This window comes from Pseudomonas sp. Z1-29 (assembly GCF_051131995.1).
Lineage (GTDB): Bacteria > Pseudomonadota > Gammaproteobacteria > Pseudomonadales > Pseudomonadaceae > Aquipseudomonas.
This window is the reverse complement of the sequence record NZ_CP071645.1, coordinates 2,284,996-2,308,456: the sequence shown is the minus strand read 5'-3', so window position 1 is coordinate 2,308,456 and position 23,461 is coordinate 2,284,996. Positions and strand designations below refer to the sequence as shown.

At 61.9% G+C, this 23,461-nt stretch carries 22 protein-coding genes; 11 read left to right on the top strand and 11 right to left on the bottom strand.

What is annotated here, in order from left to right:
* The first annotated feature begins 81 nt into the window (after positions 1–81).
* Positions 82–1,491: a GntR family transcriptional regulator MpaR gene (mapR, locus tag J3P84_RS10730; RefSeq protein ID WP_305500207.1), complete on the top strand. Its 1,410-nt coding sequence runs from the start codon at positions 82–84 to the stop codon at positions 1,489–1,491.
* Positions 1,492–1,604: 113 nt separating this feature from the next.
* On the opposite strand, the gene J3P84_RS10725 is transcribed toward mapR, so the two are convergent.
* Together J3P84_RS10725 and J3P84_RS10720 are read right to left on the bottom strand one after the other, a co-directional pair.
* Positions 1,605–2,351, bottom strand: a complete 747-nt coding sequence (locus J3P84_RS10725) for an SDR family oxidoreductase (RefSeq protein WP_305500206.1) — start codon at positions 2,349–2,351, stop codon at positions 1,605–1,607.
* Between the two features lie 98 nt (positions 2,352–2,449).
* Positions 2,450–3,328 (bottom strand): Dyp-type peroxidase, encoded by an 879-nt coding sequence (locus tag J3P84_RS10720; RefSeq protein WP_434573307.1) that lies wholly within the window; start codon positions 3,326–3,328, stop codon positions 2,450–2,452.
* Between the two features lie 225 nt (positions 3,329–3,553).
* Here J3P84_RS10720 and ampC point away from each other — a divergent pair, with 225 nt between their 5' ends.
* Positions 3,554–4,702, top strand: a complete 1,149-nt coding sequence (gene ampC, locus J3P84_RS10715; protein WP_434630063.1) for a class C beta-lactamase — start codon at positions 3,554–3,556, stop codon at positions 4,700–4,702.
* 164 nt (positions 4,703–4,866) lie between these two features.
* On the opposite strand, the gene J3P84_RS10710 is transcribed toward ampC, so the two are convergent.
* The 4 genes from J3P84_RS10710 to J3P84_RS10695 all read right to left on the bottom strand — a co-directional run bounded on the left by J3P84_RS10710 (position 4,867) and on the right by J3P84_RS10695 (position 8,624).
* The gene (locus tag J3P84_RS10710) at positions 4,867–5,415 is read right to left on the bottom strand and encodes a DUF4174 domain-containing protein (protein WP_434630061.1); all 549 of its coding nucleotides are present in this window, start codon (positions 5,413–5,415) and stop codon (positions 4,867–4,869) included.
* A 135-nt stretch (positions 5,416–5,550) separates the two neighbouring features.
* Positions 5,551–6,909: an erythromycin esterase family protein gene (locus J3P84_RS10705; protein ID WP_434630059.1), complete on the bottom strand. Its 1,359-nt coding sequence runs from the start codon at positions 6,907–6,909 to the stop codon at positions 5,551–5,553.
* Positions 6,910–6,978: 69 nt separating this feature from the next.
* Positions 6,979–7,764: a sulfite exporter TauE/SafE family protein gene (locus J3P84_RS10700; protein WP_045156451.1), complete on the bottom strand. Its 786-nt coding sequence runs from the start codon at positions 7,762–7,764 to the stop codon at positions 6,979–6,981.
* A gap of 110 nt (positions 7,765–7,874) precedes the next feature.
* On the bottom strand, positions 7,875–8,624 hold the full coding sequence (locus J3P84_RS10695) for a hypothetical protein (RefSeq protein WP_434573300.1): 750 nt from the start codon (positions 8,622–8,624) through the stop codon (positions 7,875–7,877).
* 298 nt (positions 8,625–8,922) lie between these two features.
* Between J3P84_RS10695 and J3P84_RS10690 the strand changes: the two genes are divergently transcribed.
* The gene (locus J3P84_RS10690) at positions 8,923–10,071 is read left to right on the top strand and encodes an aldose epimerase family protein (protein ID WP_434630056.1); all 1,149 of its coding nucleotides are present in this window, start codon (positions 8,923–8,925) and stop codon (positions 10,069–10,071) included.
* A 111-nt stretch (positions 10,072–10,182) separates the two neighbouring features.
* The gene (locus J3P84_RS10685; RefSeq protein ID WP_434630054.1) at positions 10,183–11,004 is read left to right on the top strand and encodes an aldo/keto reductase; all 822 of its coding nucleotides are present in this window, start codon (positions 10,183–10,185) and stop codon (positions 11,002–11,004) included.
* A gap of 175 nt (positions 11,005–11,179) precedes the next feature.
* Here J3P84_RS10685 and J3P84_RS10680 read toward each other — a convergent pair whose 3' ends face one another.
* Positions 11,180–13,543, bottom strand: coding sequence for a DNA polymerase II (locus J3P84_RS10680; protein ID WP_434630052.1), 2,364 nt, complete (start codon positions 13,541–13,543; stop codon positions 11,180–11,182).
* 340 nt (positions 13,544–13,883) lie between these two features.
* Here J3P84_RS10680 and J3P84_RS10675 point away from each other — a divergent pair, with 340 nt between their 5' ends.
* The 5 genes from J3P84_RS10675 (at position 13,884) to J3P84_RS10655 (ending at position 17,837) form a co-directional block, all read left to right on the top strand.
* Positions 13,884–14,324 carry a CBS domain-containing protein gene (locus J3P84_RS10675; protein ID WP_305500192.1) on the top strand — a complete coding sequence of 147 codons (441 nt, stop codon included), beginning with the start codon at positions 13,884–13,886 and terminating at the stop codon, positions 14,322–14,324.
* 70 nt (positions 14,325–14,394) lie between these two features.
* Positions 14,395–14,991 (top strand): paraquat-inducible protein A, encoded by a 597-nt coding sequence (locus J3P84_RS10670; protein ID WP_434573292.1) that lies wholly within the window; start codon positions 14,395–14,397, stop codon positions 14,989–14,991.
* Complete coding sequence (locus J3P84_RS10665) at positions 14,988–15,647, top strand: paraquat-inducible protein A (RefSeq protein ID WP_434630050.1); 660 nt, start codon at positions 14,988–14,990, stop codon at positions 15,645–15,647. Before J3P84_RS10670 ends, J3P84_RS10665 begins: the two co-directional genes overlap by 4 nt.
* Positions 15,628–17,283 (top strand): intermembrane transport protein PqiB, encoded by a 1,656-nt coding sequence (locus J3P84_RS10660; RefSeq protein WP_434630048.1) that lies wholly within the window; start codon positions 15,628–15,630, stop codon positions 17,281–17,283. The genes J3P84_RS10665 and J3P84_RS10660 overlap by 20 nt, the downstream gene beginning before the upstream one ends.
* Before the next feature lie 17 nt (positions 17,284–17,300).
* On the top strand, positions 17,301–17,837 hold the full coding sequence (locus tag J3P84_RS10655) for a PqiC family protein (protein ID WP_434630046.1): 537 nt from the start codon (positions 17,301–17,303) through the stop codon (positions 17,835–17,837).
* Between the two features lies 1 nt (position 17,838).
* On the opposite strand, the gene J3P84_RS10650 is transcribed toward J3P84_RS10655, so the two are convergent.
* On the bottom strand, positions 17,839–18,468 hold the full coding sequence (locus tag J3P84_RS10650) for a glutathione S-transferase family protein (RefSeq protein WP_434630044.1): 630 nt from the start codon (positions 18,466–18,468) through the stop codon (positions 17,839–17,841).
* 195 nt (positions 18,469–18,663) lie between these two features.
* Here J3P84_RS10650 and J3P84_RS10645 point away from each other — a divergent pair, with 195 nt between their 5' ends.
* A complete protein-coding gene (locus J3P84_RS10645; protein WP_434630042.1) occupies positions 18,664–19,098 on the top strand; it encodes a phage infection protein in 435 nt (144 codons plus the stop codon).
* Between the two features lie 85 nt (positions 19,099–19,183).
* On the opposite strand, the gene J3P84_RS10640 is transcribed toward J3P84_RS10645, so the two are convergent.
* The 3 genes from J3P84_RS10640 to J3P84_RS10630 all read right to left on the bottom strand — a co-directional run bounded on the left by J3P84_RS10640 (position 19,184) and on the right by J3P84_RS10630 (position 22,297).
* Positions 19,184–20,278: a DUF1615 domain-containing protein gene (locus tag J3P84_RS10640; protein ID WP_434630040.1), complete on the bottom strand. Its 1,095-nt coding sequence runs from the start codon at positions 20,276–20,278 to the stop codon at positions 19,184–19,186.
* A gap of 188 nt (positions 20,279–20,466) precedes the next feature.
* A complete protein-coding gene (hemB, locus tag J3P84_RS10635; RefSeq protein ID WP_434630038.1) occupies positions 20,467–21,441 on the bottom strand; it encodes a porphobilinogen synthase in 975 nt (324 codons plus the stop codon).
* Positions 21,442–21,598: 157 nt separating this feature from the next.
* Positions 21,599–22,297, bottom strand: a complete 699-nt coding sequence (locus J3P84_RS10630) for a glutathione binding-like protein (protein WP_434630036.1) — start codon at positions 22,295–22,297, stop codon at positions 21,599–21,601.
* A 339-nt stretch (positions 22,298–22,636) separates the two neighbouring features.
* Between J3P84_RS10630 and J3P84_RS10625 the strand changes: the two genes are divergently transcribed.
* Complete coding sequence (locus J3P84_RS10625; RefSeq protein WP_434573276.1) at positions 22,637–23,308, top strand: histidine phosphatase family protein; 672 nt, start codon at positions 22,637–22,639, stop codon at positions 23,306–23,308.
* The last annotated feature ends 153 nt before the right edge of the window (positions 23,309–23,461 follow it).

Sequence of the window (23,461 nt, the reverse complement as noted above, 5' to 3'; positions counted from 1 at the left end):
GTATGTGCAGGCCTCATCGCGAGCAAGCTCGCTCCCACATTTAAAAACGCGAACCACGCGTTATTCCAAACCGGGCCTGCCATGAAACGCTACGAAAAATTTGCCGACGATATCGCCGAACTGATCCGCTCCGGCATGCTCGGGCCGGGCCAACGGGTGCCGTCGGTGCGCTACGCCAGCCAGACCTACGGCGTCAGTCCGTCCACCGTGTTCCAGGCCTATTACCTGCTGGAGCGACGTGGTCTGATCCGTGCCCGGCCGCGCTCCGGCTACTTCGTCAATCATCACGCGCCGAGCCCGTTCTGCGAGCCGGTCGCGAGCAGCCAGGTCCACGAGTCAACCGAGGTCGACGTCAGCGAACTGGTATTTTCGGTGCTCGACTCGATCAAGGATCCGACGACCGTACCGTTCGGCTCGGCATTCCCCAGCCCGACGCTGTTTCCCCTGCAACGCCTGTCCCGCTCGTTGTCCAGCGCCACGCGGGACATGGATCCGCGCGTAGTGGTCACCGACATGTCGCCGGGCAACCCTCAACTGCGCCGCCAGATCGCCCTGCGCTATATGGTCGGCGGGCTGATGCTGCCCATGGAGGAGCTGCTCGTCACCAACGGCGCCCTGGAAGCATTGAACCTGTGCCTGCAAGCCGTGACCGAGCCGGGCGACCTGGTGGCAATCGAGGCGCCCGCCTTCTATGCCAGCCTGCAAGTGCTCGAACGGCTGAAACTCAAGGCGGTGGAAATCCCCGTCCACCCACGCGACGGCATTGATCTCGATGTGCTGGAACAGACGCTGGCGCGCCATCCGGTCAAGGCCTGCTGGTGCATGACCAGCTTCCAGAACCCGATTGGCGCGACCATGCCCGAAGCGCGCAAACAGGCCCTGGTCGAACTGTTGCGTCGCTACCAGGTGCCGTTGATCGAGGATGATGTCTATGCCGAACTCTACTACGGCCAGCAGGCACCCAAGCCGGCGAAAGCGTTCGACACCGAAGGCCTGGTGATGCACTGCGGCTCGTTCGCCAAGAGCCTGGCCCCGGGCTACCGCATCGGCTGGGTCGCCGCCGGGCGCTACGCCCGGAAGATCGAGCGACTCAAGCTGATGACTTCACTGTGCGCCTCGATGCCGGCCCAGGCCGCGATCGCCGATTACCTGCAACATGGAGGCTACGACCGTCACCTGCGCAAGTTGCGCTACGCGCTGGAAGAACAGCAAAGCGCCATGCTCGCCGCCATAGCCCGGTATTTTCCGGCGCAGACTCGGGTGAGCCAGCCGGCGGGTGGGTACTTCTTGTGGCTGGAGCTGCCGGAGCAGATTGATTCGCTGAAACTGTTCCAGATGGCTCTGGCGCAAGGCATCAGTATCGCACCGGGGCCGATCTTTTCAGCGACCCGGCGCTTCAGGAACTGTATTCGCCTGAACTATGGCGGGCCCTGGACCGATGTGTCGGAAAAGGCCATGGAGACGTTGGGGCGGATTATCCGGTCGTTCTGAGTGCGGTGTTGCCCTTAGGATTGCCATCGCGAGCAAGCTCGCTCCCACAGGGGATCGCATTCCAATGTGGGAGCGAGCTTGCTCGCGATGGCGCCGGAACAGGCAATCCAGGATCAGCGCCCGCCCCCCAGCTCCACAAACGTCCCGGTCGCATACGAAGCCTTGTCGGACAGCAGCCAGATAATCGCCTCGGCCACTTCGTCCGGACGTCCGCCCCGGGCCATGGGGATCGCCGATTCCAGCTTGCTGACCCGCTCCGGATCGCCGCTGAGGGCATGGAAATCGGTGTAGATGTAGCCCGGGCGGACCGCATTGACGCGAATACCTTCGCCAGCGACCTCCTTGGAAAGGCCGACGGTGAAGGTGTCCAATGCGCCCTTGGAAGCCGCGTAGTCGACATATTCACCCGGTGCGCCCAAGCGGGCGGCAACCGAGGAAACGTTGACGATGCTGCCGCCCTGCCCGCCATGCCGGGGCGACATGCGCAGCACCGCCTGCTTGGCGCACAACATCGGCCCGAGCACGTTGGTCTTCAGGATCTTGAGCATGCGGAACTCGGACATTTCATCGAGTCGGGACTTGTGGGCAACCGTACCGGCGTTGTTCACCAGGGCGGTGACGCGGCCCAGCTCGGTGTCCACGCGGTTGAACAGGCCGACCACTTCGTCCTCGATGCTCACGTCGGCCCGCACCGCAATGGCCTGCGCGCCCTTGGCACGGATCTGGGCGAGCACATCCTGGGCGGCGTTTTCATCCGACTGGTAGTTGATGCAGATCCGATAGCCCAGGTCGGCCGCCAACAACGCCGTGGCCGCCCCGATCCCACGCCCGCCACCGGTGATGACGATGACTTTATCCACGCTTGCTCTCCCGTTTCCAGGCAAATACGTCGGGCCCAAGGATAGCGTTGACTCGACGATTTGCACAACGCGACCAGCCTGCCGGAGCGGGACGCTGCTTAGCGGGCGAGAGCCCGCAGGTCCAGGCGCCCGTCCAACTGCGGCGGGCACCAGTAGTAACCACCGGTAATCGGCCGGCTCATGCGATACAGGCCATCGGTAATACCGTCCTCCAGACCGCTCATGCGCCGCAATTGCGCCTCGAAGGCGTCCAGGGAAAAACCGAACGCCAGGAACATCAGGCCAGCGCGGTCACCTTCGATCCAGGGCATGGAACGGCGTACGACAAAAGCCTCCGGAGCAAAGCTTTCCTGGGCCGTGCGCTTGACGTGGGCAGACTCAGGCGCATCTTCGAGCTCTTCGTTATCGCTCAGGCGCCGGCCCATGATGTTGTCTCGCTCATGGGGCTGCATCGCGGCGAAACCGTCCAGGTCATGCTGCCATTGCTGGATCGCAGCAAAACTGCCACCGCGCAGCCCGTCGTTGCCCTGGGCCAGGGCGGCGGCCACGGCCGCTTCGTCGTGAGGGTTTTCGGTGCCATCTTCGTAGCCGGTCAGGTCGTGGCCGGTCATGTGTCGAAAGGTTTCGTTCATCTGCACCAGACGCAGTGCCGGCGCCAATGCCGCTTCGATGGCGCGACTGCGGTGCATCAGCTCGCCCCGGTCCTCGCCGTGCAGCCAGCACCAGAGCGCGTGCTGGGTCGAAGGGTTGTCCACGCCGACGCCCGCCAGCGCCGGGAACGCGCGCAAGCCCTCGACCTTGGCGCCCAGCGCCTGAACCAGCGACTCGCCAAAGCCGACTACCACGCGGCCATCCAGTTGCAGCAACAGCTTGTCGATCGCAGCCGGCAGTGCCTCGACCGATTCCAGGGCAAAAAACAGATGACGGGCCTGAGGCGGAACAGGGGTGGCGAGAATGCCGGGCTGGTAGTAACTCATGGGAACTCCTTTGGAAAGAGCCGCGAGTTTACCCGGCGGCCGCCGCTTTGTGTGGTTTGGCTTGAGGCCGGTCGCGTCAGGCCGCCGAGCTTTTTTGTAGGAATGCTCCCGTATCCTTGTGGGACCATTCTGAACCTGGCCTCTACTCGATAGCCTCGGATTGCCCGACAGCGGAAAACGTCCTAGATTGACCGCCCTCAAGGAAGGCTAACGAGAGCGGTCCAGATGCACATTGCCAAATCGATACTCGCCGGGACTTTTGCCCTGGCCTGCGGGACGACCCCGGGCTTCGCCCAGGAGCGCATTGAAGACACGGTCAATGCCGTTATCCAACCCTTGATGAAAGAACAGGATATCGCGGGCATGGCCGTGGCGATCACGCACAACGGCCAGCGCCGGTTCTTCAATTATGGCGTTGCCTCCAAAGACACCAGAAAATCCGTCACCGAGCAGACCCTGTTCGAAGTCGGCTCGATCAGCAAGACCTTTACCGCGACACTCGGCGCCTACGCCCAGGCCCAGGGCAAACTGCAGCTGTCAGACCTCGCCGGGCGCTATGCCCCCGAATTGCGTGGCAGTGCCCTTGAAAACGCCCGCCTGCTCGATCTCGCCACCTATAGCGCGGGCGGCCTGCCGTTGCAGTTTCCCGACGATGCCGACCATCCCGACCGGATGTTCGGCTACTACAAATCCTGGAAACCGCTCTACCCGGCCGGCACCCAGCGGCTCTATTCAAACCCGAGCATCGGCTTGTTCGGCTTCCTGGCGGCCCGCAGCCTGGGTCGACCGTTTGATGAGGTGATGGAACAGACCCTGATGCCCGGGCTGGGCCTCAAGCACAGCTACGTACAAGTGCCACACAATCAACTGGCAACCTACGCCCAAGGCTACGCCAAGGATGGCAAGCCTGTGCGGGTCGGGCCTGGCGCGCTGGCCTCCGAAGCCTACGGGGTGAAGATCAGCTCAGCGGACCTGATCCGCTTTGTCGAGGTCAATCTGCAACCCGGGAAACTGGACGCGGACCTGCAGCGAGCCATTGCTACGACACAAACAGGTTTCTACAAGATTGGAGGGATGCACCAGGGGCTGGGCTGGGAGTTCTACCTACCTCCGCTCACCCTCGATGGGTTGCTCGCCGGCAACAGTCCACAGATGGCTTTGACGCCGCAAAAGGCCGAGCTGCTCACCCCACCGCGCCCCGCGCCCGACGGCGCCTGGATCAACAAGACAGGGTCGACTAACGGTTTCGGCGCATACGCAGCGTTCGTCGCTGGAGAGGACTTGGGGATCGTGATGTTGGCGAACAAGAACTACCCGATTGAAGAACGGGTGAGAGCCGCGCACCAGATCCTGATGACTCTGGAACAGCAATGAGAGCCCAATGTGGCGAGGGGATTTATCCCCGCTGGGGCGCGAAGCGGCCCTGCAATGCTGCGACTGGGTCTGTCAGACAGATGAAGTAGAATGTTATGGGGCTGCTTCGCAGCCCAGCGGGGATAAATCCCCTCACCACAAGGGGATCTCATCGCTTAGGGGAATCAGTCATCCAACGGTTTCGGCGCAGCCGCAGGCTTGGTTGCCTTGCCCGGCTTGGTGCCTTTGGCGTCCTTGGCCGGCTCGGGTTCCGGCGCTGGCGGTGGGGTGGGCGCCGTGGCTTGTTTTTCCGTCTCGGGCAGCTTGTCGACGGTATCGAACAGTTGCTTCAGTTCGATCGCGCCGGAATGCTCAAGCTTCTTTTCCCCGTCCTTGCCTACCAGGATGATCTTGGTCTGCGCTCCCGCTCCCAGCTTGAGAGAACGGATCAACGCCATGGTGCTTTGCGGGTCGAGGTCCTTGCCATCACGCTGGCCGATGGTATTGAGCACGGTATAGAGCACCATGTTGCGCTCCGAAAAACCCTGCTTGCCCGCCGGCTCGTCCAAGGCTTTCTTCAGGCTGACCCACGCAGGATCGACAGAGCTGGGCGCAATGACAATCACAGGCCGGGACTTGCCCACCTCCGCTACCAGGGGTGAGTCGCCATCGGCGGCGAACAACGGGCCGGCGATGGCCAGCAAGGTAGCGAAGGTCAACGACCGAATAAGCATGCGCCTCTCCTTTTGATAATTACGCTGTACTGATTGCACATGGCGGCGATTGTTCCGCGAGAGTCGCCCGATACCGCTATTGCCTGCCTGAAGCTTAGGCCAACGGACCCATAGCGCAACCACGGCAGACCTGCTTCAGAGGCCAAACGGGAAGGTGTCTTCCTCGCGTTCCAGCGTGTGCGGCGTGGGCAACGGCGTGACGGCTTCGGTCTGCTCGAACCAGAGCCAGGCGTCGAACTGCTCGGCCAGTACCGCTTCGAAATAATGACTCTGGCGTTCGGTTTCAGGGCGGTAGATCACCCCGATGGCGCGTTCGAGCAACGGCTCGGACAGCACGTCCAACAGCGCTTCGTCCGGGTCGGTCCGCCAGTCCGTAAGCGATGCGCGCACACCCGCCAGCGAAAACTCCCGCTCCCAACTGCCGGCCAGCGCCGGCACCACCTGCTTGATTTTCATCGGCGCGTCCCAGTCATCGGCTGCCGCCACGCTGCCACGGTCGGTGCCCATGCCCAGCAATACCGCGTCGCGGCCATAAGCCATGCGGCACAACTGGCCGATGTTGAACTCACCCTCCCAGCCCATTCGTGTCGCGGCGGCGTTTCCGATGTGAGAGTTATGCGCCCAGACGATCGCTTTCGCATCGGGCCCGCGATGCTCCAGCAGGCTTTGCAAGGTGTCGAACATGTGCCGGTCGCGCAGGTTCCAGGATGACTTGCCGCCGCGATACATGGCGCGGTAGTACTGTTCGGCGGCGCGTACGACCCGGGCGTTCTGCACCGCGCTGAAGAAGCCCTCGTCATCCTCGATCAACGGATCAAGGCGCTCGGCGAGCAGCGTGTTGAGCTGTTCGACCACGGCGTCTTCGCATGTCGCCAGGTTGCCGCGCTCGGTGAAATGGCCATACAGCGCCGGGTCGTCGTGCCAGGGCGTCAGACAGCCATAACGATGGCGGGCGTCACGGGCCAGGTGGGGATGGCTCTTGTCGAGGTAATCGAGCACCTCGTCAATGGAGTGGCGCAGACTATAGACGTCCAAGCCGCGAAACTCCACGCGGCGAGCGTCAGGCTGGCCGAGGTTGTAGCGGCGCAACCAACGTACAAAGTCCTGGACATCGGTGTTGCGCCACATCCAGCTGGGAAACCGGGCGAACGCCTGCTGTTTCCAGGCCGAAGGCCCCAGGTCGCGCACGCAGCGGTCGATCTGTCCGGCATCGGGCCAGTCGGCTTCGACCGCGACAATGCCGAAGCCGTGACGCTCGATCAGGTGCCGGGTAATAGCAGCGCGGGTGCGGTAGAAATCATGGGTGCCGTGGCTGGCTTCGCCGATCAGCACGACCTTGGCGTCGGCGAAGCGATCAAACATTTCACCAAAGCTCGGGCTGTCCTCGGCAGGCAGCGGTTCGGCGTGACGGCGCAGAATGTCGGCGATATCGGTGCGCGGTTCGGCGCGACGACGGCGCAGGCGTTGCAGCAGATCTCTGGCTGGGCTGTTCATGGATCGAGGCCTCATCAGTACCTGGTTTACAGGTATGACTATGCCGAGGCAGCCATGACTCCGACCAAATCAGAACGCGAGCTTGAAACCGATCATGGCCAACATCACCGCCAGGCAAGGGCGCAGGAGCTCGTCGGAAATGCGTCCCGACAAGTGGCTGCCCAGATAGATGCCCGGCAACGAACCAATCAGCAGAAAGCCGAGGATGTGCCAGTCCATGTTGCCCATGCTTGCATGGCCAAGGCCCGCGACCAGGGTCAACGGCACGGCATGGGCGATTTCGGTGCCGACCAGGCGCTTGGTGACCAGGAACGGATAAAGGATGAACAGCGCGACGGTGCCCAGGGCGCCGGCGCCGATGGAAGTCAATGCGACCATCGTGCCCAGCACCAGGCCGGTGATGACAGTCAGCAGGTTGAGCCGCGAGCCACTGGGGTTGTAATGACCGCCGGCGCGGTCATGGGCAAACTGCAGCAGGCGCTTCTTGAACAGGATTGCCAGGGCGGTGGCGAACAACACAAAGCCCAGGGCTTGCTTGATGACCGCGTTCATCGCGTCGGGAGAACTGTTCAGGCTGCTGAGAAACCACAGGGTCAGCCCAACCGCCGGCACACTGCCCAAAGTCAGCCAGCCGGTGATGGCCCAGTCGATATTGCGGTTTTTCGCATGGACCAGAACGCCGCCGGATTTGGTAATGGCCGCGTACAGCAGATCGGTCCCCACCGCCGTCGCGGGGTTGATGCCGAACCACAATAAGATGGGCGTCATCAGCGATCCGCCGCCGACGCCGGTCATCCCGACGATGAAACCGACCACCAGTCCCGCTACGACTAAACCGACATTACCGAAATCCATCAAACCCGTCTCAGCGCGACCGCATGAAAAATCTGGCCGCGAGCATAGCGATTTTTCTTATAACTCCCTATATCGATGTGATCTATGTTTATTCCATTTGCACGACGCAGCTACTGAACAGGCAGGAAATTGAGAAACAGCAGACTCTGCGCATAATTCAAGCCGATTCGCCGATAGCGCTCGTCCAGCATCTGGGTCAGCAGGTCGAGGCGCGCGACGATCTTCCCGAACTCCACGGCAAAGCTCAGGTTGCTGCCCTCCTCCGAGATTTCATTGGAGAACAGCATCGGCGTGCCGTCCTTGTTCTGCCGCTGGCCCAACAGCCACGTGGCTTTCTCGATGTTGCGCGCCGCGTTGCTGACGAAGCGCGGATCTATGGTGTCGGTCATGTAGAACTCGAGACGGTTGCCGTGAGCCGTCACCAGCATGCTGCCAATGGCATAGATGAACGCTCCGACCCGGTCACCGAGAAACTCGGGACTCATCGCATAGCTCAGCGCTGCCAGGTCCTTCCTGTTGCCCAGGGCCGGCAAGGGTTGCTGCTGTTCAATCGCCTCGCGCACCTGTTTCACGGCGATACGGGCATCGAGAAAGCCGGATTTACGCAGTTCTTCCGGGTTGCGCAGGTAGAGCTTGTGCATCAGCAGGTAAAGGCTCTGCAGGTTGTCATGCATCGACAGCGTGGCCATGCGGTCAACGCTGGTCTGCAAAAACTCCTGGGGCCTGGCATTGCTGAACTGGGTAACCATGTCCTGGCCTTGCTGATGGCTGCATCCGCCGCTGAGCATCAGCAACAGGCTCGCCAGCAGCAAGCCGCAGCGACGTGGCAAGACCCTCACGGAATGTAAGACAGCGGCCATCGAATCTCGGTCTGGGCATGGGGAAGCGGTGGGGAATCGCCGTTTCCTGGCCATGGATAGAGCGGCAAAAACCGTAAAAGTGCGGTAGCGGCCGTGAAAGTGCACGTTTGGCCAAGGCTCGTCTCGCTCAATTAGTCTTACTTTTTAATTGATAAATCTCGATTTATAGCTATAAATCCCTTCTCCACCCTCAAATAGAAAGACTACTGAACAGAAAAACCTTCATCGCTGTCCGACAGATAACGGACTCGACCACGTTAAAAACAACAACAAAACAACAGGAAAGGAAGGTCACACCATGCTTGAATCCAGACATCTGCTCACGGCCCTCGGAGTCTCTCTGATGATTGCCACCTCTGCCCAGGCCGCCGGCCTGACCAATGAACGCGTTGCCTTCGGCAAGACCAACGACGGCACGCCGGTTGAAAAATACGTACTGCGCAACAGCCACGGCGTCGAGGCGACCGTCATCACTTACGGCGGGATCCTCCAGTCACTGATCGTGCCGGACAAAAACGGCATGACTGCCGACATCGTGCTCGGCTTCGATGATGTGCAGGGCTACCAGAAGAACGGCAACGTGTATTTCGGCGCGACCATCGGCCGCTTCGGCAACCGTCTGGCCGGCGGTGCGTTCGAGCTGGATGGCAAACGCTACCAGGTGCCGCAGAACGACAAGGACAACTCCTTGCACGGTGGGCCGCAAGGCTTCGACAAGCGTGTCTGGAAGGCCGAGCCGAGCAACGGCAAGGACTCGGTAGGCGTGACCCTGACGTATGTGTCGGCGGACGATGAAATGGGCTTTCCCGGCAACCTGAAGACCGACGTCACCTACAGCCTCAACGACCAGAACGAATTGCGCATCGACTACAAGGCCAGCACCGACAAGCCGACCGTGCTGAACCTGACCAACCACAGCTATTTCAACCTGGCCGGCGCCGGTAATGGCGACATCCTCAAGCAAGTCGCGACGCTGCACGCGTCCCGCTACACACCAGTGACCGCCAAGCTGATCCCCACCGGCGAGCTGGCGCCAGTAGCCGGCACCCCGATGGATTTCACCAAGCCCACGCCTATTGGCGCGCATATCAAGGCGGATCATCCGCAGCTGAAATTTGCCGAACCGAAACAAGGCGGCTTCGATTTCAACTGGGTACTCGACGCCAAGGGCGACGTGAGCAAACTCGCCGCCGACGTCCTGGATCCGCAGTCGGGCCGGCGCCTGCAGCTTTACACCAGCGAGCCGGGCGTGCAGTTCTACACCAGCAACTTCCTCGACGGCACGATCAAGGGCAAGCAAGGCAAGGTCTACCCGCACTGGAGCGCGTTTACCCTGGAAACCCAGCATTATCCCGATTCGCCGAACCAGCCGTCCTTCCCTACCACGCGACTTGATCCGGGCCAGACCTACACCCAGACCATGGTGCTGAAGTTCTCGGCCGAGTAATCCTGCCATCCACCGATCGTTCCCGCCTTATGCGCGGGAACGATCAAGGTTGGAACGCCTGGTCTATCCTGCTGCCACACGCTGTATCGACCAGCACGACAGGAGATGTGCATGAGAACTGTGGAATTGGCCGGCGTATCCGTACCGGTAATCGGCCAGGGCACCTGGCGGATGGGTGAGGAACCGTCCCATCACAAGAAAGAAGTAGCTGCCCTGCGCCTGGGCATCGAACTGGGCATGAGCCTGATCGACACGGCCGAAATGTATGCCGAGGGCGGCGCCGAGCAGGTCGTTGGCGAAGCGATCACCGGGCTACGCGACCAGGTGTTCCTGGTGAGCAAGGTCTACCCGCACAATGCCAGCCGCAAAGGCATTCCGTTGGCCTGCGAGCGCAGCTTGCGGCGCCTCGACACCGATTATATCGACCTCTATTTGCTGCACTGGCGCGGCCAGTACCCACTGGAGGAAACCGTCGAAGCGTTTGAGCGCCTGCGCGAAGAAGGCAAGATCGGCCGCTGGGGCGTGTCGAACTTTGACGTCGACGATCTGGAGGAGCTGGCCTCGCCGGTCTGCGCTACCAATCAAGTGTTGTACAACCTGCAAGAACGCGGCATCGAATTCGACCTGCTGCCCTGGAGCCAGCATCAGCGCATGCCGGTCATGGCCTATTGTCCGGTCGGCCAGGGCGGGCATTTGCTCAAGGACCACACTCTGCAACAAATCGCCGAACGCCACCGGGCGACGCCGGCACAGATCGCCCTCGCCTGGCTGCTGCGCCGGGACAATGTCATTGCCATCCCCAAGGCCGTGCAAGCTGAACACGTGCGCCTGAACGCCGAAGCGGCGAATCTGCAGCTTGAGCCTCAGGATCTGGCGGCATTGGACCTGGTGTTCCCGCAGCCACAGGGCAAGCAGCGGTTGGCGATGGTTTAGTCCACTCGAACGCCGTGGTGATGAGCGCGCCCTTATTCCAGCGGCGCGCTCTTGTGGCGAGGGAGCTTGCTCCCGCTCGGTTGCGCAGCAACCGCCAGAAACTCAGGGCCGCTACGCAGCCCAGCGGGAGCAAGCTCCCTCGCCACAAGGGCATCCCTGCGGCCAACAATGTCGATCAGAACAACCCCATCTGCCCACCGATCAACGTTGAAAAATCATCATCCACAAACGGCAGGATCGCATCCGCCACCGGCTGCAGCTGCTTCGTCACGTAGTGGTCATAGTCAATCGACGCGCTACGGATTTCCAGCGGCTCGGGGCCGGCGACGGTGATGACGTAGCTGATCCAGCCGCCATTCTGGTATTGCCGTGGCCGGCCCTGGCGCTCGTTGAACTCGTCGGCCAGCCGCGCGGCGCGCACATGTGGCGGCACGTTGCGCTCGTAGTCGTCCAGCGGACGACGCAGGCGCTTGCGGTAGACCAGGCGTTCGTCGAACGCGCCGGCCAGGGTCTGCTGGACATAATCGCGGACGTAATCCTGATAGGGCTGGCGATGGAAGATCCGTCCATACAGTTCCTGCTGGAACTGCCGGGCCAGGGGCGACCAGTCGGTGCGCACGGTCTCCAGGCCCTTGTAGATTATTTCATCGCTGCCGTCGGCACGGCTCACCAAACCGGCGTAGCGCTTCTTGCTGCCCTCCTCCGCGCCGCGGATGGTCGGCATCAGGAAACGCTTGAAGTGGGTTTCGAATTGCAACTCCAGCGCGCTTTCCAGTTCGAACTCTTCTCGTACGTGATCACGCCACCATTGGTTGACGTGAGCGACCAGCTCCCGGCCGATCGTCGCGGCTTCTTCCTGGCCGTGGGGGCGGCGTAACCAGACGAAGGTCGAATCGGTATCGCCATAGATCACCACATGGCCCCGCGCTTCGATCAGTTGCCGGGTACGCTGCATGATCTGGTGGCCGCGCAAGGTGATGGACGACGCCAGGCGCGAATCGAAGAAACGACAGCCACTGGAGCCAAGCACGCCGTAGAACGCGTTCATGATGATTTTCAGTGCCTGGGACAGCGGCGCGTTGTGTTCGCGCTTGGCGGTTTCCCGGCCGTCGGCAACCCGCGCCACGATGGCCGGCAGGCAGTGCCGGGTGCGCGAGAACCGCGCCCCGCGAAAACCTGGCACCGACTCGGTGTCGTCCGGGTGGCGCAGGCCTTCGATCAAGCCCACCGGGTCGATGAGGAAGGTGCGGATGATCGACGGATACAGACTCTTGTAGTCCAGCACCAACACCGATTCGTAGAGCCCCGGCTGGGAATCCATCACAAACCCGCCAGGGCTGGCCTCCGGCGGACGCTGGCCGAGGTTCGGCGCGACGAAACCCTGGCGATGCATCAACGGCATGTACAGATGCGTGAACGCCGCCACCGAGCCGCCGCTGCGATCCGCCGGCAGGCCGGTGACGCTGGCCCGTTCCAGCAAGAACTTGAGCAGCTCGGTCTTGGCGAAGATGCGCGTGACCAACTCGCAATCCTTGAGGTTGTAGCGAGCCAGGGCCGGTTTATCCTCGGCGAACATGCGGTTGATTTCGTCCATGCGCTGGTACGGATTGTCGATGGACTTGCCCTCGCCCAACAGGGTCTGGGCGACGTTTTCCAGGCTGAACGAAGGAAAACTCCAGGTCGCCGAGCGCAAGGACTCGATCCCATCGATGATCAACCGGCCAGCCGCCGACGCAAAAAAATGGTTGTTGCGCGCGCCGTGCTCGCGCCATTGCATTTCTTCCCCGCCACGGCCAAGACGCAGCGGCACGGCCAGGCGGCGGGCGTGTTCATGCAGCACGCGCAGATCGAACTGCACCAGGTTCCAGCCGATGATCGCGTCGGGATCGAAGCGGGCGAACCACTCGTTGAGTTTCTTCAACAGCGCCGCGCGGGACTCGCAGTATTCCAGCTGGAAATCCACCTCACGATCATCGCCATTGGGCGGCCCGAGCATATAGACCTGGCGCTCGCCGCAGCCCTCCAGGGCAATCGAATACAAATCGCCCTGGGCGGTGGTTTCGATGTCCAGGGACACCAGCCGCAGCGGTGGCCGGTAGTCGGGCGCGGGTTTCATCTGGGCATCCAGGAGCAAGCCATCGGCTGAGGGCCTGCCGCCGAACCAGACCGGTGCGGTGATGAAGCGCTCCATCAGGTAGCGTTCCGGCGGCCGGACATCGGCCTCGAATACATCCACGCCAGCCCGCCGCAATGTCGTGTCCAGCCGCATCAGTTGCGCATGTTGCCGGCAATACAGGCCGAGCACCGGTCGGTGCTCGAAATCCAGCAGGTCCAGGGGCCGCAACTCGACATCCTTCTCGCCCTGCAACAGCGCCTCGACATGGCCACGCTGGATCTGCGGCACGAACGCCACCGACGTCTGCACTGGCAGGCGCACGCGCCGGGGACCGGCATCCGTCGCCAGCCAGAACTCGACTTCGGTGCCCGCCGGGGTATCGCGCCAATGCCGGGTCAGGACGAAGCCCTGCTGTAGATCCACCGCTGAAACCTCGAATTTTGCGTGTTACGCATTCTACCTGACCTGGGGACTTCACCTGCCCTTGGATCTGCTTTCGTGGCGAGGGAGCTTGCTCCCGCTGGGTCGCGCAGCGGCCCCCCTGTATCTGCCTGACACACTGGGTTGTCATGGCTTTTTTAGGGCCGCTACGCAGCCCAGCGGGAGCAAGCTCCCTCGCCACGACAGCGTGCCACAATAAAATCAGTGGTTTTTCACCATCCATGACGGTTTTGGACGGCTGACTGCCGCTTTACCGCTTGCTCTGCGCCGTTGGGTCTACGATTCTTGAACCACCCGCAAAAACAACACCCGAGGCTTCCCCATGAAAACCGTCGCGCAGTTGCTCCGGATAAAAGACGAGAAAAACCAGCAAGTGCACACCATTTCCCCGGATGACATGGTCTTGCAGGCCCTGATGCGCATGGCCGAGAAAAATGTCGGTGCCTTGCTGGTGGTCAAGAACGATGAAGTGCTGGGCATCATCAGCGAGCGTGACTATGCGCGCAAAATGGTCCTGCACGGACGCTCTTCGGTGGGCACGAAAGTCAGCGACATCATGGTTTCGCCCGTGATCACGATCGATCCACACCAGAACGTCGAGACCTGCCTGAGCATCATGACCGAGAAACACCTGCGGCATTTGCCCGTGGTGGAAAACGGCAAGCTGGTCGGCCTGTTGTCCATCGGTGACCTGGTCAAGGAAGCCATTGCCGAGCAGGCGGACCTGATCAGACAACTGGAGCAATACATTCGCGGCGAATGATTGGCTCGGGCGGGTTGCTCATTCTCGACTCACTTCTATATTGAAGGAGTTGCCCCCGCCGAGCATCCTCATGGCCGTTACCGACCGACTGATCATTTGTGAACATTGCGATGCAGTGTACGAGCCGGTTGCGCTCGCCCCGCATCAAAAAGCCTCGTGCGTGCAATGCCATGCAGTGATCCAGCGCTACAACGGCCTGACCATCGAACAGCGCCTGGCCCTGACCATCACGGCAGCGGTGCTGTGGGCCTTCGCCAATGTCTATCCGGTGATGAGCATCCGCCTCCAGGGCCTGAGCAACAGCGCGACCCTGTGGGATTCGGTCGTGGCCCTGAGCCAGGGACCCATCACCTTCATCGCCCTGGTGGCCGCGGTCGCGATCATCATCGCTCCGGCGTTCCAGTTGGCACTGCTGCTCTGGGTGCTGGGCTACGCCCATTCCAACCGGCGCGCCCCGGCGTTCAACCTGTGCATGCGCAGCCTGGAAACCCTGCGCCCGTGGAGCATGCTGGAGGTGTGCTTGCTGGGAGCCCTGGTGGCTGTCATCAAGCTTGCCGGGTTGCTGGATGTGCTTCCCGGTATCGGTCTATTCGCCCTGGCGGCCTTGAGTCTGTTGATGATCCGCATTGCCGGTCGCGATGTGCGCGACCTGTGGAACACCCTGTGAACGCCGCAACGCCGGGCAATCCGCCCCGCGCCAGCGATCTGAACCTGTGCCTGTGCCACAGCTGCGGCCTGGCTTGCGACATGACCGACGAACCCGACACCTGCCCACGCTGCGATGCCGCCGTGCACCGGCGCAAACCCGATACCCTGACTCGCACCTGGGCCTACATGCTGGCGGCACTGGTGTTCTACATCCCGGCCAACCTGCTCCCGGTCATGAACACCCAGATGCTCGGCGACGGTGCGGACAGCACCATTATCAGCGGCGTTCTCGAGTTCTGGCAGAGTGGTGCCTGGGACATCGCGCTGATCATCTTCATCGCCAGCATTGCGGTGCCTGGCATCAAGTTCGTCGTGCTGACGTTGCTGCTGGTGACCGTGCAACGGCGCAGTACCTGGGCCCAGGTGCAGCGCGCCAAGCTGTATCGGCTGGTCGAAGTCATCGGCTACTGGTCGATGCTTGACGTGCTGGTCGTGGCCCTGGTGGCGGCACTGGTCAAGTTCCAGGCCCTGAGCGACATCGAACCGCGACCGGGGATCCTGTTCTTCGGCCTCGTGGTGCTCTTTACCATGCTGTCGGCCATGAGTTTCGACCCGCGGCTGATCTGGGACACCCAACCATCCGAGGAGGTCATGGATGAAGTCACAAGCCACTGACGGACAACCCGCACCGGGCCGCGCCCATGTCTCCACCCGCCGCTGGACCGTGTCGCTGGTGTGGATCGTGCCGATCATCGCGGTGCTGGTGGGCCTGTCCCTGGTGGTCAACAACTGGCTGCAGGAAGGCCCGACCATCACCATCACCTTCAAGACAGGCGAAGGCCTGACCGCCAACAAGACCCCGGTCAAATACCGCAATGTGGTCATTGGCCAGGTCACCGACGTGCAACTGAGCGACGATCAGAAGAACGTGACCGCCACGGTCAAGCTCGCCAAGACCGCCGACACCTTCACTCATGAAGACTCGGTGTTCTGGGTGGTCCGGCCGCGGATTGGCGCGGGCGGGATCTCCGGGATCGACACCTTGCTGTCGGGGGACTTCATCGGCGCCGACGCCGGTCATTCGAAAGTGCGCGCCAAGTCGTTCACCGGCCTGGAGGCTCCGCCACCGATCACCTACGGCGAACCGGGCAAACGCTTTACCCTGCATTCCCAGGACCTCGGTTCGCTGGACATCGGCTCGCCGGTGTATTTGCGCAAGATTCCGGTGGGCCAGGTGGTGTCCTACGCATTGGACGCCGATGGCAAAGGCGTCAATATCGAGGTGTTCATCAACGCGCCAAATGACGCCTACGTCACCGAGAACACCCGGTTCTGGAACGTCAGTGGCGTCGACGTGAACGTCGGCGCCAACGGTTTTGCGGTCAAGACCGAGTCGCTGTCTGCCCTGCTCGTCGGCGGCATTGCATTCCGGGCCCCGGAATACAGCCCCAACGACACGCCCGCGGCCGAGGACAAGGATTTCGAACTGTTCGCCGACCAGCAAAGCGCCCTGGCCCCGCCCAGTGGCAAGGCGCAGTACCTGGCCTTGCGCTTCGACCAGGCCTTGCGCGGATTGCGCGTCGGCGCCCCGGTGGAATTCCTCGGGATCGAGATCGGCCGGGTGGTCTCCATGAACCTGGACTTCGACGAAAAGCAGCGCACGTTCCCGGTCAACGTAGGAATCGTGATCTACCCGCAACTGCTCGGCAAGGCCCACGAGAAACTGCTCAAGTCATTGAACTACGACCCGGAAGACGAAGCCGCCGCCGCGCGCCTGGTCGGCAGCTTCGTCGAACGCGGCCTGCGCGCCCAGGCCCGCAGCGGCAACCTGCTGACCGGGCAGTTGTACATTTCGCTGGATTTCTACCCCAAGGCCGAGAAAGTCGCGTTCGACCTCGCCGCGCGCCCCCTGCGGATCCCGACTATCCCGGGCAGCCTCCAGCAGTTGCAGGAACAATTGCAGACGGTGGTCGAGCGCATCAACAAGCTGCCGCTGGAAAGCATCGCCAGCAACCTGGACGGTAACCTCGTGGAGCTGCGCAAGGGCCTGTCGCAATTCAACAGCAAGACCCTCCCGGGCGTGCAAAGCACCTTGCAGGACGTGAGCAAGACCTTGCAGTCGGCGAACTCGACCCTGGCGGAAGATTCGCCGCAGCGCGAACAATTGACCCAGACGCTGGATGACCTGGGCCGAATGTCGCGTTCGCTGCGCGAGCTGTCCGATTACCTGAGCCGACACCCCGAGTCGCTGCTTCGTGGCCGTCCGAAAGATGCTCCGGCGCAGAACCTTACCTTTCCGGTGAAAGAATGATCACAGGAGCACGCCCGATGCCGCTGATGCTGAAATGTTCGTTGATCGCCCTGGCGCTGCTGCTCGGTGCCTGTCGCAGCGATCCCATCCACTACCACACCCTGAGCCCGGTCCAGCCGGCTGGTCAGGCGCGTGCAGGGGTGGATATCCAGATCGAACAACTCAGCGTCCCGCCGCAAGTGGATCGCACCCAGATGGTGATTCGTCAGGGCGACAGCGGTCTGGCGATCCTGGAAACCGAATGGTGGGGCTCAAGCCTGGCGGATGAACTACGCAGCAGCCTGGACGAGCAATTGAGCAACCCCGGGGCCCCCAGGCGGCTGTTGCGGGTGGAGGTGCAACGCTTCGACTCGATCCCCGGCCGCTATGCGCGCATGGACGTGCAATGGCGCTTGCGTAGCCATGGCAACGAAGCTCAGGCCGTTACCTGCCGCAGCAGCCTGCAGACACCGGCTGGCGGCAGTATCGACGACCTGGTGAAAGGCCATCAGCAGAACGTTCGACAGCTTGCAGAACTCGTCCGCCAGGCCGCCTCGCGCAGTGCGTGTCCCTGATTCATTCGGGCCAGTGCAATGAAAGCACTGGCGCGACTCGCGGATGGCGGTCGATGCGCTCCAGCAGGGCGTAGAACTCAGGACGGGCACTGAGCATCGCTTCGCGGGTTTCGACCCACTTGGTAATCACCGCCGCCAGGATATCCAATGCACCGGGCTCGGCACCGCCGAGGAAAGGGCTCGCAGGAAACTGGTCGGCAAACAACGCCCAGTTGCGATACAGACGTTGCTTGGTGCCCGCCACCAATCGCTCCCGAGCAGCGTCGTCGGCGTCGGGCAGCCAGCGCTGCGGAAAATCGATGATGCCGATCGGTGTATAGCAATTGGCGGCGATATACACCAGGCCGCGTATGACCTGCGCACGCTGGGCCGGATCATCCGGCAGCAGTTTCGATTCCGGAAAAGACAGCCCCAAGTGAATCAGGATCGCCGCCGCCTCGGTGAGCACCGAGCCGTCCGGCAATTGCAGGGTCGGGACCTGCTTCTGTGGATTCAGGGCTTCGAGTTCCTTCGCCGCGTCGTTGTCCTCGGTCGAATAGGTGTCTACCCGGCGGTAAGGCACGCCGCAAAGATCCAAGGCGACCTCTACGGCAGAGGAACCGGATTGGCTGTGGCCGAATAACTGATACATGGACTGGCCTCCTTCAAAAGGGATTCAGGTCGGTAGAGCGCACCGGTGCCCCAGTGTTCCATCAACCTGGCTGACACCAACCCGGCGAGCTATCACCGCCATCGATGTTCACCATCACGTCAATGAAGTTCTCACGATCGGTGCCCGGCGCAACAATGGCCCCACACAAACCAACGCACCCCGGAGCACACCATCATGAAACGCCAAATCATCCTCAGCCTCGCTTTCTCCGTTCTGGCAGCCAACGTATTCGCCGCCACTTCCCAGCCCGTCGTTGCCGAAGGCGGCTCTGACCGACTGATCGAAAACCGTGTTGCCGAAGGCGGTGCCGACCGTCTGCTGGAACGCCGCGTCGCCGAAGGTGGCTCCGACAAGCTGATCGAAAACCGTGTTGCCGAAGGCGGAGCCGATCGTCTGCTGGAACGCCGCGTTGCCGAAGGTGGCTCCGACAAGCTGATCGAAAACCGTGTTGCCGAAGGCGGTGCCGACCGTCTGCTGGAACGCCGCGTCGCCGAAGGTGGCTCCGACAAGCTGATCGAAAACCGTGTTGCCGAAGGCGGTGCTGACCGTCTGCTGGAACGCCGCGTTGTCGAAGGTGGCTCCGATAATTTGGCCAAGAACCGCGCATGAATTGTTACCACCGTGCTGCAAGATCCTTCAAGCCATCACAGTAGAAGCCCGGCCTCATCCGCCGGGCTTTTTCATGGCCGAAGATTCAGCGCCCCGAAGCCCGCGTCATGCACCGCTGATACCGCTCGTCCACGCGCTTGGCAAACCATGCAGTGGTCAGCTTGCGAGTGATTTTCGGACTCTTGAGCACGATGCCCGGCAACACCGCCCGAGGCAGCGGCTTGCCCTCGGCCTTCTCGGCCAATTCGAACACCCGCTTGTAGAGCTTGCTGTCCTCGAACGCCAGGCTGTCGCCCAGTTCCAGCTGATCGCGGATGGTCGGGTTGCGCATGCCCAATGACTTGCCCAACGTGCGCACCGCCAGCTCCGTGCTGCCGGGCATGATCGAATCAGGCAGGATCAAATCACCGTCCAAGGCCAGCGTAATGCCCGAAGCGCGACTCACCGCATGCTGGAAGGCCGCGTTGCGACTGGCATACCAGCCAGCATTAAAATCGGCGAAACGGTACAGCGGCTCGGTATAACTGACGGGATACCCCAACAAATGCGCGATGCCGAAATACATCCCTCCGCGACGACTGAACACTTCCCGACGAATCGAGCCATCCGCCGTGTAGGGATAATCGCGCGCATTGGCCTGGGCAAAGGCGATGCTGACCTGCATCGGCCCGCCCGTATGCACCGGGTTGAAGCCATCGAACAGGGTTTTGCCGAGCGGCACCATGCCGATGAAATCATCAAAAATTGCGCTGAGTTCCTTCTCGCTGCGCGCCGCGTTGAGGCGGTCGCTGTAGCTTTTGCCATTGGACGAGCGCACCTGGAGGGCGCCGCTCACCAGAAACCCGGGGATGCGTAGCTTCGCCGCCCGGCGATCGATTTCCTGCCGGGCGATCTTGCCCAGCCCCGGCACCGCGGGATCGGCCTGGAAGGTCGACTCCTGCTCGGTCACCGCCAGCACCGAACAGATGTTCTGGGTCGTTGGCGGGATCTGCTGCGCCGCAAAGGCCACGTAGATGTCCGTGGCCCAGCCCTCCCGATCGGCGGTCTTGGCCGGCAATAAGCGCACGATCTGCGCCTTGACTTCGGCAGGCTGGCGCTCAGGCTCCTGGGCCTGACGGCTGCCGCAGCCGGCCAGGGCCAGCAATGCGGCAAGAGTGATCATCAGTCGAGTGAAATGCATGGTGCTCCATCAGTTCCCTTGTTCGGGAGCAACCATACGATCAAAAACCTGTGGAGGCTACTGATGCAAAGCGAGCACAAACCTTGTGGGAGCGAGCTTGCTCGCGATGGCGGTGTGTCAATCACCCCAAATGCTCGATGATGGACCGCTATCGCGAGCAGGCTCGCTCCCACAGGAGTAGTGCTGGCTCAGATCCCGCTCAGCGCCAGATCCATCGCGAAGTACGTGAAGATCAGGTCCGCCCCTGCCCGCTTGATCGCGCCGAGGCTTTCTCGCACGACTCGGGCTTCGTCGATGGCGCCGGCCTGTGCGGCGAACTTGATCATCGCGTACTCGCCGCTGACCTGGTAGGCCGACAATGGCAGGTTCGAGGCCTCGCGGATGTCGCGGATGATGTCGAGATAGGCCCCGGCCGGCTTGACCATCAGTGCATCGGCGCCCTCCTGCTCGTCGAGCAGCGACTCGCGCAGGGCTTCGCGGCGATTCATCGGGTTCATCTGGTAGCTCTTGCGGTCGCCTTTCAAGGCGCTGCCGCCGGCCTCGCGGAACGGCCCGTAGAGCGCGGAGGCGAACTTGGTGGAATAGGCCATGATCGCCGTCTGGCTGAAGCCCGCGTCATCGAGCGCCTTGCGAATGGCCTGGACTTGCCCGTCCATGGCCGCCGACGGCGCGATGACATCGGCACCGGCGCGTGCCGCCGCTACCGCTTGTTTGCCCAGGTTGATCAGGGTTCGGTCGTTATCGACTTCGTGACCGTGCAGCACGCCGCAGTGGCCATGATCGGTGTACTCACAAAAACAGGTATCGGACATCACGATCATTTCCGGCACGGCGTCCTTGCAGATTCCGGCCATGCGCGAAACCAGGCCACGCTCGCTCCACGTGTCGCTGCCGTCGCTGTCCAGATGATGGGACACACCAAAGGTCACCACCGCCTTGATACCGGCACGAGCATACCGCTCGATTTCCCCGGCCAGCTTCGATTCCGGGATACGCACCACGCCGGGCATGCTCTTGATCGGCACGAAATCGTCGATTTCCTCTTCGACGAAAATCGGCAGTACCAGATCATTCAAGGTCAACTCGGTTTCCTGGAACAGGTTGCGCAGGCTTGCATTGCGACGCAGACGGCGTGGACGGGCTGCGGGGAACTGACTGGACATGGGACTCCGGAGGCGAAATGGAACACGAGACAAAGCTTATGCCCTGACCAGGCAGGGCACAAACGCCGACGCAGGAACAGAGTGTTACCGGTCAGGCAATAATCCACTCACGACGTCAGCGCGCCGCCGATGCAAGTCACCCAAGCGAATCGTCCGGTCATTCCGGAATCTTCAAGCCGCGCGCCACCGCCGGCCGCGCCAGGAAACGTTCCAGCACCCGCGTCACGTTCGGGAAGTTCTGGATACCCACCAGGTCACCGGCCTCATAAAAACCAAGCAGGTTGCGCACCCATGGGAACGTGGCGATATCGGCGATGGTGTAGCGCTCGCCCATGATCCAGTCGCGTCCTTCCAGACGTCCATCGAGTACCTTGAGCAAGCGTTTGCTTTCCTCGACGTATCGGTCGCGCGGCCGTTTGTCCTCGTAATCCTTGCCGGCGAATTTGTTGAAGAACCCCAGCTGACCGAACATCGGCCCGATGCCGCCCATCTGGAACATCAGCCACTGGATCGTCTCGTAGCGCGCCGCCGACTCCTGGGCAAGCAGCTGGCCGCTCTTGTCGGCCAGATAAATCAGGATCGCTCCCGATTCGAACAACGCCAACGGCCGATCTCCCGGCCCATGGGGGTCAAGAATCGCCGGGATCTTGTTGTTGGGATTGAGCGAGAGGAACTCGGGGGACAGTTGGTCATTGTTGCCAAAGTCCACCTTGTGCGGCTCGTAGGGCAGACCGATCTCCTCCAGCATGATCGACACCTTCACGCCGTTGGGGGTCGGCAGGGAATAGAGCTGGAGCCATTCAGGGAACTGGGCGGGCCATTTCTGGGTGATGGGGAAAGGGGTCAGGTCGGGCATGCATGGGTTCCATGGATCAGTCGGAAAGCCCAAGCATAAATCAGCCGAGCAGGCTTTGGGGCCTTTGAACACAAGCCTTGGCTCTTGAGGAACAGCGCCTCTTTCTTAATTCCGCAACATCCTGTCGCTAACATTCGCTGCGTCCCTTGGCGGGACGCCGCTACAGTGCCCGGCATCAACCAGGATCGCCCCCAGGATCGAACCAAAGAAGCAGCGGGGACTCTGAGAGATGCCCCGAGCAATCGAAGCGGCCATAACGACAGGGAAAACACCCGGAGCCAGAGGCTTTGCGGTGCCGGGGTTTGTCAGCCTGAATCGAGAAGACAAAGACGTATATCGATGATCAACCCACTGAAGTTCGCCCAGTTGAAACGCCGTCCGTGGCTACTGCTACCGACGCTGCTCGTGACCTGTGGGCTGGTGCTGTCGCTGGAATCCAGCGTCAGCAGTGCCCAGCCCGTCGACGGCGTGCAAACGCTGGTGTTCCTGCGCCACGCGGAAAAACCGGTCGGCGGCCTCGGCCAACTCAATTGCCAGGGGCTGAACCGCGCCATCGACCTGGCCACCCTGCTGCCAGAAAGATTCGGCGAAGCCGACTACGTGTTCGCGGCCAATCCGACCCGTAACGTCGAAGAGGGTGAGCTGGACAACTCCTACAGCTACATTCGCCCCTTGATGACGATCAGCCCCAGCGCCATCAAGCTCGGCCTGCCGGTAAACATCGAGTATTCAGCCAACGACACCAGTGACCTGGCTGATGAATTGATGCAGGACAAATACCACAACTCCACGATCTACACGGCCTGGTCCCACGGCTACCTGCCTGAACTGATCAACAAGGTCGCGGGTGAAGCGGTGGGCAAGCGGCAGACCATTACCGACGACTGGGCATCGAGCGATTTCGACTCCCTGTATGTACTGACCCTGACCTGGCACAACGGCAAGGCCAGCCTCACCAGCCAAAGCTACAAGCAAGGCCTGGATAACGGGCAGAAGACCTGCCCGACGTAATCTGCCAAGGATTACTGTGGGAGCGAGCTTGCTCGCGATGGCGGCGTCACGGACGAAGAAGATGTTGAATGTGCTGGCCTCTTCGCGAGCAGGCTCGCTCCCACAGGAAATCGGTGGTGGACGCAGAATCTGTGAGCAGCCGCAAATCCATGT